The following is a 14,799-nucleotide window of genomic DNA, read 5'->3' as shown; positions in this document are numbered from 1 at the left end:
GGACCGTTCAACCTTGCAAGGCGCGGGCTGGGCGCGGTTGTGGGCACCTGCTCGCGCCTGTGGCTGTGGCTGCGGGTGCGGTTTCGGCTGCGGGTGTGGCTGCGGGTGTGGCTGCGGGTGCGGGTGCGGGTGCGGGTGTGGCTGTGGCTGCGCCTGCGGCTGCGGCTGCGGCTGCGGCTGCGAGTGTGGCTGCGGCTGCGGTTTCGGCTGCGGCTGCGAGTGTGGCTGCGGCTGCGGTTTCGGCTGCGGCTGCACCTGCGGATCAACACGAGGGGCCGCCCACCTGGGCGGCCCCTCGATGCTGGTCCTCGTCGCCGTGTGAGCGGGTTACTCGCCGATCACCGGCTTCGCCGCCTTCGGCGGCTCCTCGGCCAGGGGGTCGCCCTGGATGCGGACCTTGCGCTGGTGGTCCTTGCCGCCCTCCTGGCCTCCCATCGGGGCCATCGGGGCTCCGCCCATCATGCCCATGCCGCCGCCCGCGCCTCGCGCGCCGCCCGCCGGGGCGCCGCCGGGGGCGCCTGGCGCGGGAGCGCCTGCCGCCCCGGACGGGAGGACGCCGGACGCGCCGCCTGCCTGCATGGGCTGGGGGGTGGCGCCGCCTGCACCGCCCAGGCCGCCTGCGGAACCGGCACCGCCGAAGCCGCCGCCACCGCCGCCGAAGCTGGGCATCGGGCCGCCGCCCCCACCGGCGCCACCACCGGCACCGCCACCACCACCGAGGTCACCGCCGAACGGCTTCACGGCGGGGATCGGGGGCGTGGTCAGCGGGGGAACCGTGGGAGTCGTGTTGGTCGCGTGCGTGACGTCGCGCGCGGGCAGCGGGGTCACGCCGGTGACGCCGCTCCCGGCGGGCACCCAGCGGCCGGGTTCCCAGTGGCCGCCCGACGAACCGCCCGACGAACCGCCGGAACCGCCGTAGCCGCCCGAACCCGCGGAGCCGCCTGCCCCACCGCCGACCGTCGGCGGCCTGGACACCGACGAACCGCCCGTGGAGCCCCCGTAGGACCCGCCGACCCCACCACCGACCCCACCGACACCGCCACCGACCACGGGCGGCTGGGACACGACCGGCCTGCCGCCCGCGCCACCGTACCCGCTGTCGTAGCCGGAACCGGCGCCGACGCCCGCACCGGGCCCGAGCGTGCCCGGCTGGTTCACCGCGGCCCCACCGCCCGCGCCGTTCGCGCCGCTGGTCCAGGTGCTCCCGCTGCCGTTCTCGCTGTACCGGGTGTTCGCCCCCCGGTCCATGTTCGCCAGCTGCTCGCCGGTCAGCCCGAGGCCGCCCGCGCTGAGCCGGGGGTTCCCGCCCGCGCCCGCCGCGCCCGCCGAGTTGGAGTGCGTCATCGCGGTGATCGCCTGCAGGACCTGCTTCGCGGTCTGCGCGATCTGCGCGACCGACTTGATCAGGTCGATGAGCTTCTTCAGCGAGGTCGCGAGCTTCTGCAGGAAGTCCACGAACTTCTTCGCGTAGTCGCACGCCATCCGCACGATGTCGCCGATGGCGGCGGCGATGGAGGCGCCGAAGGTCAGCCAGGACACCGACAGCCACTGGATGATCTTCATGACCATCTCGGACACGGCCTTGCCGATCAAGTCCATGATCGTCTTGCGGACGGTGCCGACCAGCTCGCCCGCGCCCTTGGCCGCCGTGGAGATGCCCTTGGCCGCCTTGGCCAGCGTCTCCAGGCCGGACGAGTGCTTGGTCGCGGCGGCCCGGTAGCCGTCGGCCGAGCGGCCCCGCCAGCCCTTCGTCTCCTCCACCGAGGTCCGCCGGTAGTCCGCGACGATCGACTCGACCTGCTTGGCCGCGTTGGCCCAGCTGTCGGACATCTTGGTGATCGCCTGCGGGTTGCCCAGCAGCGCGTCGAACGGCTCCTTCAGGAACGACACGTGCTGCACGGCCCAGCTGAACCCGGCCGAGACCAGCCCGCCCATGGGGTTGCTCGCCAGCCCGACCACGCTCATGGCCGCGTTGGCCATGCCGAGCCCGGCCGCGACCCAGTCGCCGCGCTCGATCGCGTCGGCGGTGCCCTTGACGTCGCCGACCAGGTTGGCCGGGTCGCGCTGCTGGGTGGTCGAGACGTCGGTGCCTGCCTGGGGGGTCATCCGCGCGCCTTTCCGGTGAAGCCGAACGCGTTGTCGAGGTCGACGTTCTCGTACAGGTCGGCGACCTCCTTGAGCCCCTGGCACATGTCGGCCACGGTCTCGGCGGCCTGGCCGAGGATGTCCTGGGAGACGCCCGCCTGCTTGAGCAGGAACTCGGCCAGGAACGACCCGAAGATCCCGAAGGCGTCGGTCGCCAGGGAGGGGTCGGCGGTCTGGGTCGCCGTGACCATGCGCTGCGTCAGCTGGTCGACCGTTCCCGCGTGCCCCCGGATCTGCTCCGGGCTCACGTTGAAGGAGTCGAACATCGATCTGTCCCCCGGCTCTTCTAGGCCATCACGTCTGGCGGGTTGGTGAAGTAGTCGTCGTCGGGCCTGGTGTCCCGACGCTGCACCTCGGGAGCCGGTTCCACCGGGTCCGTGCCGTCACCCGAATAGCCGTTCGGCATCCGGGACTTCACGAACTCCAGGGCCGGGCTGTCGCCGACCAGCTCGGACACGATCTCGACGACCTGCCCGGCGGCGGCGCGCTGCGCCTCGGCGACGGCCTTGAGCACGGCCGCCGCGATCCGCTCCGGGTCCTCACCGCGCAGCGCCGGGCGCAGGATCAGGTCGGTCAGCGCGCCGGAGGCGTTCACCGAGACCGTGATCAGCCCGTCCGGGGAGGTGGCGCTGCCGCCCACCCCGCCGAGCTTCGCCTCGGTCTGCGCCGCCTCGCGCTTGGCCTGCTCGATCTTCTGCCCGTACTGCGCGAGCCACTGGTCCGGCTCCATCTGCACCCCTCATCGCACACCGGGCTCACCCGCCCTGTGCCGGTTCGACCCGTCGTCGTTCGATTCGGTTCCGGCGACCCCATCGTTTCACCCGCGCGTGGCCGAATTGGGCCATCCGGGGGAATGTCCCGCTGACCGTGCGGTCAGGTTGCCGTCCTGTTGGGTTTTCGCAACACTTCGTCCATGAGTCCGGTGCGCCGGGGCTCCGAGCAGCCCATCCACAACCGGATCGGCGTGCTGCGCGCGGAACGCGGGCTGAGCCGGGCCGACCTCGCCGAGGCGGTGGAGGTGAACCCGCAGACGATCGGCGCGCTGGAGCGCGGCGACCACTACCCGAGCCTGGACCTCGCGCTGCGCATCTGCGAGGTGTTCGGGCTGCCCGTCGAGGCGGTGTTCGGCCGCGCTCCGTTCGAACCGCTGTCCACCCAGGTCTACCGCCGGTGATCCCGGTGAGCGAGGAGGAGCGAGGGTGTCGCAGGGGCTGCTGGAGGTCGACCGGGTCTCCAAGCGCTACGGGGACGTCGTCGCGCTGCGGGAGATGACGTTCGAGGTGCGGGCGGGCGAGCTGTTCGGGTTCGTCGGCAGCAACGGGGCGGGCAAGACCACCACGATGCGGATCGCGCTGGGCGTGCTGGAGGCGGACTCCGGGCAGGTGCGGTGGAACGGCGCGCCGATCGACCTGCGGACCCGCCGGTCGATCGGCTACATGCCGGAGGAGCGCGGGCTCTACCCGAAGATGCGGGTGCTGGAGCAGCTGGTGTACCTGGCCGAGCTGCACGGTCTCGCGCCGGGCGAGGCGCTGCGGTCGGCCGAGCTGTGGGTGGACCGGCTGGGGCTGCGGGAGCGGCGGCGCGACGAGGTGCAGAAGCTGAGCCTGGGCAACCAGCAGCGGGTGCAGCTGGCGGCGGCGCTGGTGCACCGGCCCGAGGTGCTGGTCCTGGACGAGCCGTTCTCCGGGCTGGACCCGGTGGCGGTGGACGTGATGAGCCAGGTGCTGCGCGAGCAGGCCGCCGCCGGGGTGCCCGTGGTGTTCTCCAGCCACCAGCTGGACCTGGTGGAGCGGCTGTGCGACCGGGTGGGGATCGTGCGCGGCGGGGCGATGGTGGCCTGCGGGACCGTGGACGAGCTGCGCGCGGGCGGGGTGGAGCGGCTGGTCGTGGAGGCGCCCGGCGCGCCGCCCGGCTGGGCGGACGCGGTGCCCGGCGTGCTGTCCGCGCGGCACGAGGGCGCGCGCACCGTGGTCGAGCTGGCGCCGGGCGCCGACGACCAGGCGGTGCTGGGCGCGGCGCTGGCGACCGGGCCGGTGCGCGAGTTCTCCCGGCGGCGGCCGTCGCTGACCGAGTTGTTCCGCAGCGTCGTCACCAGCGAGGAGAGCGCCGCATGAGCGCACCGTCCCCCGGCCGCTCGCTGTCCCCGGCGCGCGCGGTCCTCCTGGTGGCGCGCCGGGAGTTCCTGAGCAAGGTGCGCACCCGGTCGTTCGTGGTCGGCACGGTGGTGATCATCGCGGCGATGGCGGGGTTCGTGGCGCTGCAGGCGCTGCTGTTCACCTCGGCGTCGACGTCGGTGGTCGGGCTGAACGGGCAGGCGACGGTGCTCGCGCAGCCGCTGGAGGAGACCGCGCGCTCGCTCGGGCGCGAGGTCGAGGTCGTGGACGTGCCGGACTCGGCGGCGGGTGAGGGTCTGGTGCGGTCCGGGGAGCTGGACGCGCTGGTGCTGGGCGCGCCGGACGCGCTGCGGGTGCTGGTCAAGGACGGGCTGGACCCCTCGCTGGCGAACGCGGTCGACCTGATCGTGAAGCAGCAGGTGCTGGCGGCGCAGCTGGCCGAGGCCGGGCTGGACCCGGCGCGGGTGCAGCAGAACGTGGCGGACGCGCGGGTGCGGGTCGTGGCGCTGGACCCGGAGGACCCGATGGTCGGGCAGCGGCTGGTGATCGGGCTGGTGATCGCCGGACTGCTGTACTACTCGCTGCTGGTCTACGGGACGATGGTCGCCCAGGGCGTGGTGGAGGAGAAGTCGAGCCGGGTCGTGGAGATCCTGCTGTCGACGTTGCGGCCCGCGCAGCTGCTGATGGGCAAGGTGATCGGGCTCGGCGCGGTCGGGCTGGCGCAGCTGCTGCTGATCGGCGCGATCGGGCTGGGGCTGGCGTCGGCCGCCGGGGTGGTCCGGGTGGACGGGCCGACCGGCGGGGCGCTGCTGATCGGGGTGCTCTGGTACCTGCTGGGGTTCTTCCTGTACGCCACGGTGTTCGCGGCGGCGGCGTCGCTGGTGTCGCGGCAGGAGGAGGTCCAGTCGGTGCTGACGCCGATCACGATGCTGATCGTGATCGCGTTCGTGGTGGGGTTCAACCTGCTGGTCAGGGACCCGGCGAGCAGGCTCGTGGCGGTGCTGTCGGTGCTGCCGCCGTTCGCGCCGATCCTGATGCCGGGGCGGATGGCGATCGGGGCCGCGCCCGCGTGGCAGGTGGTGCTGGCGGTGGTGCTGGCGCTGGGGGCCGCGGTGGGTGTGGTGTGGGTCGGCGGGAAGGTGTACGCGAACGCGGTGCTGCGGACCGGGGCGCGGGTTCGGCTGCGGGACGCGCTGCGGTCGCCGCGCGGGACCGCGCGGGGGGCGGCTCGGCGGTGAGCTCGGGCCGGTGGATTCGGGCCGATGAGTGCGTGGCGGTGAGTTGGCGGCGGTGAGTTCGCGCTGGTGAGGCCGTTCGGGGGTAGCGCTGGCGGTAGCTCGAGGACTATCCCTGGCGTGGCAGACCCCGCGCCCCCGCGTCGTTAGCGTTCTGCGGTGTGGACGAATCGCGGGACGTGGTGGGCGCGTTGCGGCGCAAGGGGTTCCTGGTCTCGGTGTGGCCGTGGCGGGCGCTGCTGCACGCGCTGACGACGCCGCTGGTCGCGGCGGTGGCGGCGGCGCCGCTGGCCCCGGTGGGGGTGCTGTGGGCGGCGGCGGTGGTCAAGGTGGTGCGCGGCGAGGCGGTGAGCGGGGTCGTGCCGGTGGCGGCGCTGCTGCTCGGGGCGGCGCTGGCGGCGGCGCTGCCGGTGCTGTCCGCCCCGGTGGCGTGGGCGGAGCGGTGGCGGCTGGTGCTGCTGGGGGACGAGCGGCTGGCCGCGGTGCGGCCCGCGCCGGGGCTCGGGGCCTGGGTGCGGAGCCGGTACCTGACGGCGGCGGCCTGGCGGGAGACCGGGTACGCGGTGCTGCTGGCGCTGGCCGGGACCGGGCTGGGCGGGGTGCTGCTGCTGGCGGGCGGGGTGCCGCTGGCGATGCTGCTGGCGCCGCTGCTGGTCACGCCGGACTCGCCGCTGGTGGTGCTGGGGTGGCGGGCCGTGACGCCCGCGGACGGGCTGTGGTTCACGGCGGCCGGGATCGCCCTGGTCCCGGTGCTGGCGTACGCGGTGGGGCTGCTCGGGGCCGGGCACCTGCTGGTCGGGCGGGCGCTGCTGCGCGGTGACGAGGCGCTGCGGGCCGAGCTGGCCGAGGTGGCGGGGTCGCGGGCGCGGCTGGTGGACCGGTTCGACGCCGAGCGGCGCAGGATCGAGCGGGACCTGCACGACGGGGCTCAGGAGCGGTTGGTGGGGTTGACGCTGCGGCTGGGGCTGGCGAAGGCGGAGCTGCCGGAGAACGAGGACGTGGCGGCGGCGCACGACCAGGCGAAGCGGTTGATGGTGGAGCTGCGGGAGCTGGTGCGGGGGATCCACCCGGCGGTGCTGACCGATCGCGGGCTGGGGGCGGCGCTGGCCGAGCTGGCGGACCGGTCGGTCGTGCCGGTGGTGCTGCGGGCGCACCTGCCGACCCGGCCGCCCGCGCACCTGGAGTCCGTGGCCTACTTCGTGGTGGCCGAGGCCGTGGCGAACGCGGTCAAGCACAGCGGCGCGGGCGAGGTGCTCGTTCGGGCCGGGATCGAGGGCGGGGGCGTGGTGGTCGAGGTGCGGGACGACGGGCGGGGCGGGGCCGATCCGGCGGCCGGGAGCGGGTTGACCGGGCTGGCCGACCGGGTCGCGGTGGTGGGCGGGAGGCTGTCGCTGTCCAGCCCGGCGGGCGGGCCGACGGTCCTGCGGGCGACCCTGCCCCTGAGCGGCTGAGGGGGCGGGGCGGTGCGGGTGGTGCTGGCCGAGGACGGGGTGCTGCTGCGGGCCGGGGTCGAGGAGCTGCTGCGGCGGTTCGGGATCGAGGTGGTGGCCTCGGTCGGGGACGCCACCGCGCTGCTCGACGCCGTGGCCGCGCACTCACCCGACCTAGTGCTCACCGACGTCCGGATGCCGCCGGGCGACGGGGACGACGGGCTGCGCGCGGCGGTCCGGCTGCGGGCGGCCGACCCCCGGCTGCCGGTGGTGGTGTTCAGCCAGTACGTGGCGGGCGAGTACGCGGAGGAGCTGCTCTCGTCCGGCGACGGGCAGGGGGTCGGGTACCTGCTCAAGGACCGGGTCGTGGACGTCGCCGAGTTCGTCGACGTGCTCAGGCGGGTCGCCGCCGGGGGGACGGTGATCGACCACGAGGTGGTCCGGTCGCTGCTGGGCAGGCGGCGCGACCCGCTGGCCCGGTTGTCCGGGCGGGAGCGGGAGGTGCTGGCGCTGGTGGCCGAGGGGATGGCGAACTCGGCCATCGGGCGGCGGCTGTGCGTCAGCGAGGCCGCGGTGCACAAGCACGTGGGGAGCATCCTCCTCAAGCTCGGGCTGCCGCCGGGGGCGGAGGGGAACCGGCGGGTGCTGGCGGTGCTCGCCTACCTGCGGGCCTCGTGACGGGCGCGGGGCGGGCGAGCGGGCGCAGGCGCAGGCGGGCAGGCGGGCGGCTACTTGATCGCGGCGAAGCGGTCCAGGGCCACCTGGCGCTCGTGGGCGTGGTCCACGATCGGGTCCCTCGGCTGGTGGACAGCCTTGCCCGCCACGTCCCGCAGCTCCGGGACGTAGCGCCGGATGTAGTCGCCCTGCGGGTCGAACTTCTGCCCCTGGGTGATCGGGTTGAACACCCGGAAGTACGGGGCCGCGTCGGTCCCGCTGCCCGCCGCCCACTGCCAGTTGTGCTGGTTCGAGGCCAGGTCGCCGTCGACGAGGTGCTCCATGAAGTGCCTCGCGCCCCACCACCACGGCAGGTGCAGGTCCTTGACCAGGAAGCTCGCCGTGATCATCCGGACGCGGTTGTGCATCCAGCCCTCCGCCAGCAGCTGGCGCATCCCGGCGTCCACGATCGGGTAGCCGGTGCGGCCCTCGCACCACGCGTGGAAGTGGTCGCGGTCCTCGTCCAGCTCGATGCGGTCGAAGCGGCGGTCGAGGTTGCGGCGGGCGCTGGCCGGGTGGTGCCAGAGGACGTCGGCGTAGAACTCGCGCCACGCCAGCTCGTTGCGGAACACCGCGGAGGCCTCGTCCTGGCCCAGGTCGTCCAGGAGGGTCCTCGGGTGCACCACGCCCCAGCGCAGGAACGCCGAGAACCGGCTCGTGCCGTCCACTCCGGGGATGTCGCGGGTGCGGTGGTAGTCCGGGAGGCGCTCGTCGCGGAAGCGCTCCCACAGCTCGGCCACGTCCGGCAGCGGCTCCGCCCTGGGGCGGGTGCTGCGCGGGGGCTCGATCCAGTCCACGGTGGACTCGTCGGTGTCCGCGGGCTTGCGCCAGCCGTGGTCCAGCCAGGCCCGGTAGAACGGGGTGAACACCCGGTAGGGGGTGCCGTCCGACTTGCGCACGCGGCCCGGCCTCACCGCGTACGGGGAGCCCGCCTCCACCAGCTCGACCCGCTCCCCCACGGCCGCGTCGCGCTCGCGCCCGTACGGCCCGGTGTCCGCCGAGACGTGCACGGTGTCGGCGCCGACCTCCCGCGCCACGGCGGGGACCACCTCGACCGGGTCGCCCTCCACCACCATGAGCCTGCCGCCCAGCCGGTCGTCCAGGGACTTGAGGCAGCGGTGCAGGAACTCGACCCGCGGCTTCCCGGACGGGCGCAGGAGCTTCGGGTCGAGCACGAACAGGGCCAGCGCGCGGTCCGCGCGGTCCGCCGCCTCCAGCAGCGCGGGGTGGTCCTCCACGCGCAGGTCTCGGCGGAACCACACCACGGTCGAGGAAGTCACCCGGCCGACCCTAGGAGCGCCCTCACCCGGCCGCATGACAGAGCGCGTCCGGCCCACCCGAAGGCGGGAACCCCGGTGGGGAACGACGGCGGGCCCGCACCTCCGGTGGAGGTGCGGGCCCGCTCGACGTGCTCGTCGCGGGACTCGCTCCCGCTCCGGCCCGGCACCCTGACCTGAGCGCCGGACCACGACGCCCTGGGGCGTCGCGCCGGGTCAGTGACCCAGATCAGCGACCCGGATCAGCGACCCGGATCAGTGACCCGGATCAGCGCTCGGTCATCGGCACGAAGTCGCGCGCCGGGGAGCCGATGTAGATCTGCCGGGGGCGGCCGATCTTGGTGGCCGGGTCGTTGATCATCTCGCGCCAGTGGGCGATCCAGCCGGGGAGGCGGCCGAGCGCGAACAGCACCGTGAAGAACTTCGTCGGGAAGCCCATCGCCCGGTAGATCAGGCCGGTGTAGAAGTCCACGTTCGGGTACAGCTTGCGCTCGACGAAGTAGTCGTCGCTGAGCGCGGCCTCCTCCAGGGCCTTGGCGATGTCCAGCAGCTGGTCGTCGCCGCCGAGCTTGCCGAGGATGTCGTCGGCCGTGCGCTTGATGATCGCGGCGCGCGGGTCGTAGTTCTTGTAGACCCGGTGGCCGAAGCCCATCAGGCGGACGCCGTCCTCCTTGTTCTTGACCTTCTTCACGAACGAGGCGACGTCACCGCCCTCGTTGCGGATCTTCTCCAGCATCTCCAGCACGGCGCTGTTGGCGCCGCCGTGCAGCGGGCCGAACAGGGCGTTGATGCCCGCGGAGATGGAGGCGAAGAGGTTGGCCTCGGACGAGCCGACCAGGCGCACGGTGGACGTGGAGCAGTTCTGCTCGTGGTCCGCGTGCAGGATGAACAGCAGGTCGAGCGCCTTCACCAGGTCGGGGTCGACGTCGTACGGCTCGGCGGGGAAGCCGAACGTCATGCGCAGGAAGTTCTCCACCAGACCCAGGCTGTTGTCCGGGTACAGGAACGGCTGGCCCACGGACTTCTTGTAGGCGTAGGCCGCGATGGTGGGGACCTTGGCCAGCAGGCGGATGGTCGACATCTCGACCTGCTTGGCGTCGAACGGGTTCAGGCTGTCCTGGTAGAACGTGGACAGCGCGGACACCGCGGACGACAGCACCGGCATGGGGTGCGCGTCGCGCGGGAAGCCGTCGAAGAACCGCTTGAGGTCCTCGTGCAGCAGGGTGTGCCTGCTGATCTTGGAGGAGAAGTCGGCCAGCTGCGCCTCGGTCGGCAGCTCGCCGTTGATCAGCAGGTAGCTGACCTCCAGGAAGTTGGACTTCTCCGCGAGCTGCTCGATCGGGTAACCGCGGTAGCGCAGGATGCCGGCGTCGCCGTCGATGTAGGTGATCTCGGAGGAGCAGGACGCGGTGTTGACGAAGCCGCTGTCCAGGGTGACGAGGCCCGTCTTGGCCAGGAGCTTGCCGAGGTCGATGCCGGAGGCACCCTCGGTCGCCCGGACCAGCTGCATCTCGTGCTCTCCGCCGTCGTGGCGGAGCGCGACGGTACGGGGGTCGTTCGGCGCAGTCGTCGCGTCGGACATGCAGAGTCCCTCTCACGCTCGGTTCGGGGTGGCTCTCGCGCTGGTCGCGCACGACCGCAGCGCGGACGGTGGGTCGTCCGCTCCGCAGCACCACCCCGTTGGGGTCCTGACAGTTGGCGTCACGCTAGTCGGGGGTCGACCCGCTCCTCAGCCGCGGAGTGCACCGATTCCGCGAGGTGGGACCTGCATCACAAGGGATGCGCGGTTAGCTGGCGCGCATCCCCACCGTAACCCTTTTGCCCTGTTCCTCCACCGGACGGGAGGTGAGAGCTAGGTCATCTCCAGCTCGCGTTTGAACGGGGGCTCGGCCCCGGCCCGCGAGCAGGTGATGGCCGCGGCGGCGCCCGCGTAGGACAGCGCCCTGATCCACGACGCCCCGTCCAGACCGCGCACCGCCTCGGCGGACAGCGCGTCGTGGTCGTGCAGCCAGGCCAGCAGCGCGCCCTGCACGGTGTCACCGGCGCCGATCGTGTCGACCACCTGGACGGCCACCGGTGGGACGTGGATCACCTCGCCCGATCCGGTGAGAACGGCCAGCCCGTCGCCACCGCGGGTGAGCACCACCACGGCCGGGCCCTCGGACTGCCACTGCCGGGCGGCGGCGAGCACGTCGTCCTCGGGGGCGTCCTCGGGGAGGTCGGCGAGCCAGCGGGCGTCCTCGACGGACACCTTGAGCAGGCCGACGTCGGGCAGCCACGAGCGGAAGCGGGCCCGGTAGGCGTCGGCGTCCGGGATGAGGCTCGCGCGGATGTTCGGGTCCAGCGCGGTGAGCGCGCCGCGCGCGGACTCGCGGCGCAGGACGGCCTCGTAGGCGCTCGCGCCGGGCTCCAGGACCATCGACAGGGTGCCGAAGGACACCGCGCGCACGTCGTCCGGCAGGGGGCCGGGGTCGGCGACGAGCCGGTCGGCGGTGCCCTCCACGTAGAAGGTGTACCGGGCGGACCCGTCGTCCGCGAGGCCGACGACCGCGAGGGTGGTCGGCTCGGGGCCGCGCGCCACCAGGTCGGTGGCCGCGCCCGAGGCGGTCAGCCGCTCCACGACCCGGTCGCCGAACAGGTCCTGCGAGACCCTGGACAGGAACGACACCGGCACGCCCAGCCTGCCGACGGCGACGGCCACGTTGAACGGCCCCCCGCCCAGGCGCGGGGCGAGGTTCCCCTCGGACGTGGGCACGAGGTCCACGAGGGCCTCACCAGCAACGACGATCAACCCTGGCTCCGTTCTCTGCGCAACCCGTCGAGCAGGAGTTCACCGAGGGCGGTGAACGCCTCCGCGTCCGTGACCCCGGCTCGCCGGGGCAGGACGCCCGTCTGGATGTTCTCGATCAGTACCCCGGCCATCTCGGCGATGAGCACGGCCTGGACGTCGCGGAACACCCCGTCCCGCACGCCCTCCTGGATGAACTCGCGCAGGCGCGCGGCGGCGGCGCGGGCGTTGCGCTCGTAGGTGCTGCGGGTGGGCGCGTAGTCGGCGACGTCCGCGAGGAAGCGGGCGCTGGCGCGGCGCAGCTCCTCGGCGGCGACCGCGAGGTAGGTGCCGACCTTGGCGGGCGCGTCCTTGAGGTCGGCCACGCGGCGCTCGATGTGCTCGGCGGCGCCCTTGAAGTAGCGGCGGACGACCCGGACGGCGAGCTGCTCCTTGCTGGCGGCGAGCGCGTAGAGCGTCGACTTGGAGCAGTGCAGCCGGGCGGCGAGGTCGTCGAGCGTGAAGTGCGCGAACCCCTCGGCGAGCACGAGCGACTCCAGCTTGCCGAGCAGGTCGACCTGCCTCGGCGTCAGCGGGCGTCCCACGATCGAGGTCATGAGCGGAACTCTTTCACACCACTGGCCTTAGTACTCTGGTACGTCCTACAGTACTGGGCAGAGTACCGAGCGGAGGTCGACGATGCCAGCCGAGCGGCTGCTGCCCACCACCGAGGCCGAGGACCTGATCGCGCTGGTCAGGGAGATCGCGCGGGACGAACTGACCCCCAAGGCGGGGCTGCACGAGGAGGAGGGCCGCTTCCCCAGGGACGTGTTCCGCCTGCTGGGAGGAGTGGGACTGCTGGGCCTGCCGTACCCCGAGGACTTCGGGGGGAGCGCCCAGCCGTACGAGGTGTACCTCCAGGCGCTGGAGGAGGTGGCCGCGGCCTGGATGTCGGTCGCCGTCGGCCTGTCCGTGCACGTGATGTCGTCGTACGCGCTGGTGAACTTCGGCACCCCGGAGCAGCGGGCGAAGTGGCTGCCGGACGCGCTCGGCGGTGAGCTGCTGGGCGGGTACGCGCTGTCCGAGTCGCACGCCGGGTCGGACGCGGCGGCGCTGTCCACGCGGGCGGTGCGCGAGGGCGACGAGTACGTGGTGCGCGGCACGAAGGCGTGGATCACGCACGGCGGGGTGGCGGACTTCTACACCCTGATGGCCAGGACCGGCGAGCCCGGCGGGCGCGGGGTGAGCTGCTTCTTCGCGCCCGGCGAGCTGGACGGGCTGAGCGCGGCGGCCCCCGAGCGGAAGATGGGCCTGACCGGGTCGGTGACCGCGCAGCTCACGTTCGACGGGGCGCGGTTCGGCGCGGACCGGCTGATCGGGGCCGAGGGCGACGGGATGCGGATCGCGCTGAGCGCGCTCGACTCCGGGCGGCTGGGGATCGCGGCCTGCGCGGTCGGGCTGGCGCAGGCGGCGCTGGACGAGGCGGTGGCCTACGCGCGCGGCCGGAGCCAGTTCGGGCGGCCGATCATCGAGTTCCAGGGGCTGGAGTTCCTGCTCGCGGACATGGCCGCGGCGGTGGACTCGGCGCGGGCGACCTACCTGGACGCGGCGCGGCGGCGGGACCGGGGGCTGCCGTTCACCCGGCAGGCGGCGGTGGCGAAGCTGGTGTGCACGGACGCGGCCATGAAGGTGACCACGGACGCGGTGCAGGTGCTCGGCGGGGCCGGGTACACGCGGGACTTCCCGGTGGAGCGGTACATGCGCGAGGCGAAGGTGCTCCAGATCTTCGAGGGCACCAACCAGATCCAGCGCGTGGTGATCGGGCGGGCGCTGAGACATTCCTAGAAGCGGAGGCCTGAGTGCGCACCGGAAAAAGCGCCCGGTGCGCACTCACCGCTCCGCTTCACAAAGCGGGTCAGCTCTCCCGGTAGAACGGGTCGGCGACCTTGCCCTCGCCGTCCTCGTACGAGTAGACCTCGCGACCGCTGACGAACACCTTCGTGGCGCGGCTCATCACGTCGAGCGGGTCGCCGGACCAGATGACCACGTCGCCGTCCAGGCCGGGCTTGAGCGCGCCCACCCGGTCGTCCAGACCGAGGATCTGGGCCGGGTTGGTGGTGATGGACTCCAGCGCGGTGGTCCGGTCCATGCCCTCCTTGACCGCGAGGGTGGCCTGGTGCACCAGGAAGTTGATCGGGATCACCGGGTGGTCGGTGGTGATGGCGACCTTGACGCCCGCGCGGGCCAGCACGCCGGGGGTGCGCAGGGTGCGCTGGCGCAACTCGACCTTGGAGCGGGTGGTGAACAGCGGGCCGACGATGACCGGGACGCCGCGCTCGGCGATCAGGTCGGCGACGAGGTGGCCCTCGGTGCCGTGGTTGATCACGAGCCGGTAGCCGAACTCGTCGGCCAGGCGCAGGGCGGTGGCGATGTCGTCGGCGCGGTGGCAGTGCTGGCACCAGGGCAGCTCGCCGGACAGGACCTTGGCCAGCACCTCGTGGGTGGGGTTGCGGTCGAACGGGCCCTCGGCGGCGTCGCGCCTGGCGACGTAGTCCTGGGCGGCGGTGAACGCGTCGCGGATGACGGCGGCGACGCCCTGCCGGGTGGAGGGCAGCTTCTTCTGGTCGCCGTAGACGCGCTTGGGGTTCTCGCCGAGGGCGCTCTTCACGCTGATGGGCTCGCGCACGAGCATCTCGTCGGTGGTGCGGCCCCAGCACTTGATCGCGACGGTCTGGCCGCCGATGGGGTTGCCGGAGCCGGGCTTGATGACGGCGGTGGTGACGCCGCCGGAGAGGGCGTCGGCGAAGCCCATGTCGGCCGGGTTGATGGCGTCCAGGGCGCGCAGGCGGGCGCCGTTGGGGTCGGTCATCTCGTTGGTGTCCTGGCCCGCCCAGCCCTCGGCCTCCTCGTGGACGCCGATGTGGCCGTGGGCCTCCACGAAGCCGGGCAGGACCCAGGACCCCCTCGCGTCCACGGTGGGCACGCCGTCCGGCACCTCCACCGAGGCGCCGACCGCGGCGATCTTCCCGTCGATGACCAGCACGGTCCCGTTCTCGATCGGCTCACCGATGACCGGGACGACGTGCCCACCCGTGATAGCGACGCTCATAGTTAGCC

Annotated in this window: 14 protein-coding genes; 6 read left to right on the top strand and 8 right to left on the bottom strand. The window is 73.3% G+C overall.

All coding sequences use genetic code 11. The features are described 5' to 3' along the window. Positions 1-327: 327 nt before the first annotated feature. Genes CNX65_RS02725 through CNX65_RS02715 form a run of 3 tightly spaced genes read right to left on the bottom strand, consistent with a single transcriptional unit; the run spans position 328 to position 2,875 of the window. Positions 328-2,106, bottom strand: a complete 1,779-nt coding sequence (locus CNX65_RS02725) for a WXG100 family type VII secretion target (RefSeq protein ID WP_096491359.1) — start codon at positions 2,104-2,106, stop codon at positions 328-330. After that, positions 2,103-2,411 carry a type VII secretion target gene (locus CNX65_RS02720; RefSeq protein WP_012783166.1) on the bottom strand — a complete coding sequence of 103 codons (309 nt, stop codon included), beginning with the start codon at positions 2,409-2,411 and terminating at the stop codon, positions 2,103-2,105. The genes CNX65_RS02725 and CNX65_RS02720 overlap by 4 nt, the downstream gene beginning before the upstream one ends. Positions 2,412-2,431: 20 nt before the next feature. Then, a complete protein-coding gene (locus tag CNX65_RS02715) occupies positions 2,432-2,875 on the bottom strand; it encodes a YbaB/EbfC family nucleoid-associated protein (protein WP_096491358.1) in 444 nt (147 codons plus the stop codon). 183 nt (positions 2,876-3,058) lie between these two features. On the opposite strand from CNX65_RS02715, the gene CNX65_RS02710 reads away from it, so the two are divergent. The 5 genes from CNX65_RS02710 (at position 3,059) to CNX65_RS02690 (ending at position 7,602) form a co-directional block, all read left to right on the top strand. Continuing rightward, on the top strand, positions 3,059-3,319 hold the full coding sequence (locus CNX65_RS02710; RefSeq protein WP_012783164.1) for a helix-turn-helix transcriptional regulator: 261 nt from the start codon (positions 3,059-3,061) through the stop codon (positions 3,317-3,319). A gap of 25 nt (positions 3,320-3,344) precedes the next feature. Further along, the gene (locus CNX65_RS02705) at positions 3,345-4,259 is read left to right on the top strand and encodes an ABC transporter ATP-binding protein (RefSeq protein WP_096491357.1); all 915 of its coding nucleotides are present in this window, start codon (positions 3,345-3,347) and stop codon (positions 4,257-4,259) included. Then, positions 4,256-5,497: an ABC transporter permease gene (locus tag CNX65_RS02700; protein ID WP_096491356.1), complete on the top strand. Its 1,242-nt coding sequence runs from the start codon at positions 4,256-4,258 to the stop codon at positions 5,495-5,497. Before CNX65_RS02705 ends, CNX65_RS02700 begins: the two co-directional genes overlap by 4 nt. Before the next feature lie 158 nt (positions 5,498-5,655). Beyond that, positions 5,656-6,945, top strand: a complete 1,290-nt coding sequence (locus CNX65_RS02695; protein WP_232519676.1) for a sensor histidine kinase — start codon at positions 5,656-5,658, stop codon at positions 6,943-6,945. Between the two features lie 12 nt (positions 6,946-6,957). Beyond that, complete coding sequence (locus tag CNX65_RS02690; protein ID WP_096491355.1) at positions 6,958-7,602, top strand: response regulator transcription factor; 645 nt, start codon at positions 6,958-6,960, stop codon at positions 7,600-7,602. A gap of 50 nt (positions 7,603-7,652) precedes the next feature. Here CNX65_RS02690 and CNX65_RS02685 read toward each other — a convergent pair whose 3' ends face one another. The 4 genes from CNX65_RS02685 to CNX65_RS02670 form a co-directional block, all read right to left on the bottom strand. Beyond that, on the bottom strand, positions 7,653-8,954 hold the full coding sequence (locus CNX65_RS02685) for a cryptochrome/photolyase family protein (protein ID WP_177154481.1): 1,302 nt from the start codon (positions 8,952-8,954) through the stop codon (positions 7,653-7,655). Between the two features lie 229 nt (positions 8,955-9,183). Next, a complete protein-coding gene (locus CNX65_RS02680) occupies positions 9,184-10,497 on the bottom strand; it encodes a citrate synthase (protein WP_096491353.1) in 1,314 nt (437 codons plus the stop codon). A 270-nt stretch (positions 10,498-10,767) separates the two neighbouring features. After that, entirely contained in the window at positions 10,768-11,706 is a 939-nt protein-coding gene (locus CNX65_RS02675; RefSeq protein WP_096491352.1) for a carbohydrate kinase family protein, read from the bottom strand. Continuing rightward, the gene (locus CNX65_RS02670; protein WP_012783156.1) at positions 11,703-12,299 is read right to left on the bottom strand and encodes a TetR/AcrR family transcriptional regulator; all 597 of its coding nucleotides are present in this window, start codon (positions 12,297-12,299) and stop codon (positions 11,703-11,705) included. Before CNX65_RS02670 ends, CNX65_RS02675 begins: the two co-directional genes overlap by 4 nt. 82 nt (positions 12,300-12,381) lie before the next feature. Between CNX65_RS02670 and CNX65_RS02665 the strand changes: the two genes are divergently transcribed. Further along, positions 12,382-13,527, top strand: coding sequence for an acyl-CoA dehydrogenase family protein (locus CNX65_RS02665; protein ID WP_096491351.1), 1,146 nt, complete (start codon positions 12,382-12,384; stop codon positions 13,525-13,527). Between the two features lie 70 nt (positions 13,528-13,597). Here CNX65_RS02665 and CNX65_RS02660 read toward each other — a convergent pair whose 3' ends face one another. Then, positions 13,598-14,791 (bottom strand): amidohydrolase, encoded by a 1,194-nt coding sequence (locus CNX65_RS02660; RefSeq protein ID WP_096491350.1) that lies wholly within the window; start codon positions 14,789-14,791, stop codon positions 13,598-13,600. Positions 14,792-14,799 lie beyond the last annotated feature (8 nt).

This window comes from Actinosynnema pretiosum (assembly GCF_002354875.1).
Taxonomy (GTDB): Bacteria; Actinomycetota; Actinomycetes; order Mycobacteriales; family Pseudonocardiaceae; genus Actinosynnema; species Actinosynnema auranticum.
This window is presented reverse-complemented; position numbering and strand designations above follow the sequence as displayed.

Coding starts and splice junctions, on each gene's coding strand:
- CNX65_RS02680 (WP_096491353.1), bottom strand. CDS start 10,497: ATGTCCGACGCGACGACTGCGCCGAACGACCCCCGTACCGTCGCGCTC.
- CNX65_RS02670 (WP_012783156.1), bottom strand. CDS start 12,299: ATGACCTCGATCGTGGGACGCCCGCTGACGCCGAGGCAGGTCGACCTG.
- CNX65_RS02720 (WP_012783166.1), bottom strand. CDS start 2,411: ATGTTCGACTCCTTCAACGTGAGCCCGGAGCAGATCCGGGGGCACGCG.
- CNX65_RS02685 (WP_177154481.1), bottom strand. CDS start 8,954: ATGCGGCCGGGTGAGGGCGCTCCTAGGGTCGGCCGGGTGACTTCCTCG.
- CNX65_RS02700 (WP_096491356.1), top strand. CDS start 4,256: ATGAGCGCACCGTCCCCCGGCCGCTCGCTGTCCCCGGCGCGCGCGGTC.
- CNX65_RS02710 (WP_012783164.1), top strand. CDS start 3,059: ATGAGTCCGGTGCGCCGGGGCTCCGAGCAGCCCATCCACAACCGGATC.
- CNX65_RS02665 (WP_096491351.1), top strand. CDS start 12,382: ATGCCAGCCGAGCGGCTGCTGCCCACCACCGAGGCCGAGGACCTGATC.
- CNX65_RS02725 (WP_096491359.1), bottom strand. CDS start 2,106: ATGACCCCCCAGGCAGGCACCGACGTCTCGACCACCCAGCAGCGCGAC.
- CNX65_RS02660 (WP_096491350.1), bottom strand. CDS start 14,791: ATGAGCGTCGCTATCACGGGTGGGCACGTCGTCCCGGTCATCGGTGAG.
- CNX65_RS02715 (WP_096491358.1), bottom strand. CDS start 2,875: ATGGAGCCGGACCAGTGGCTCGCGCAGTACGGGCAGAAGATCGAGCAG.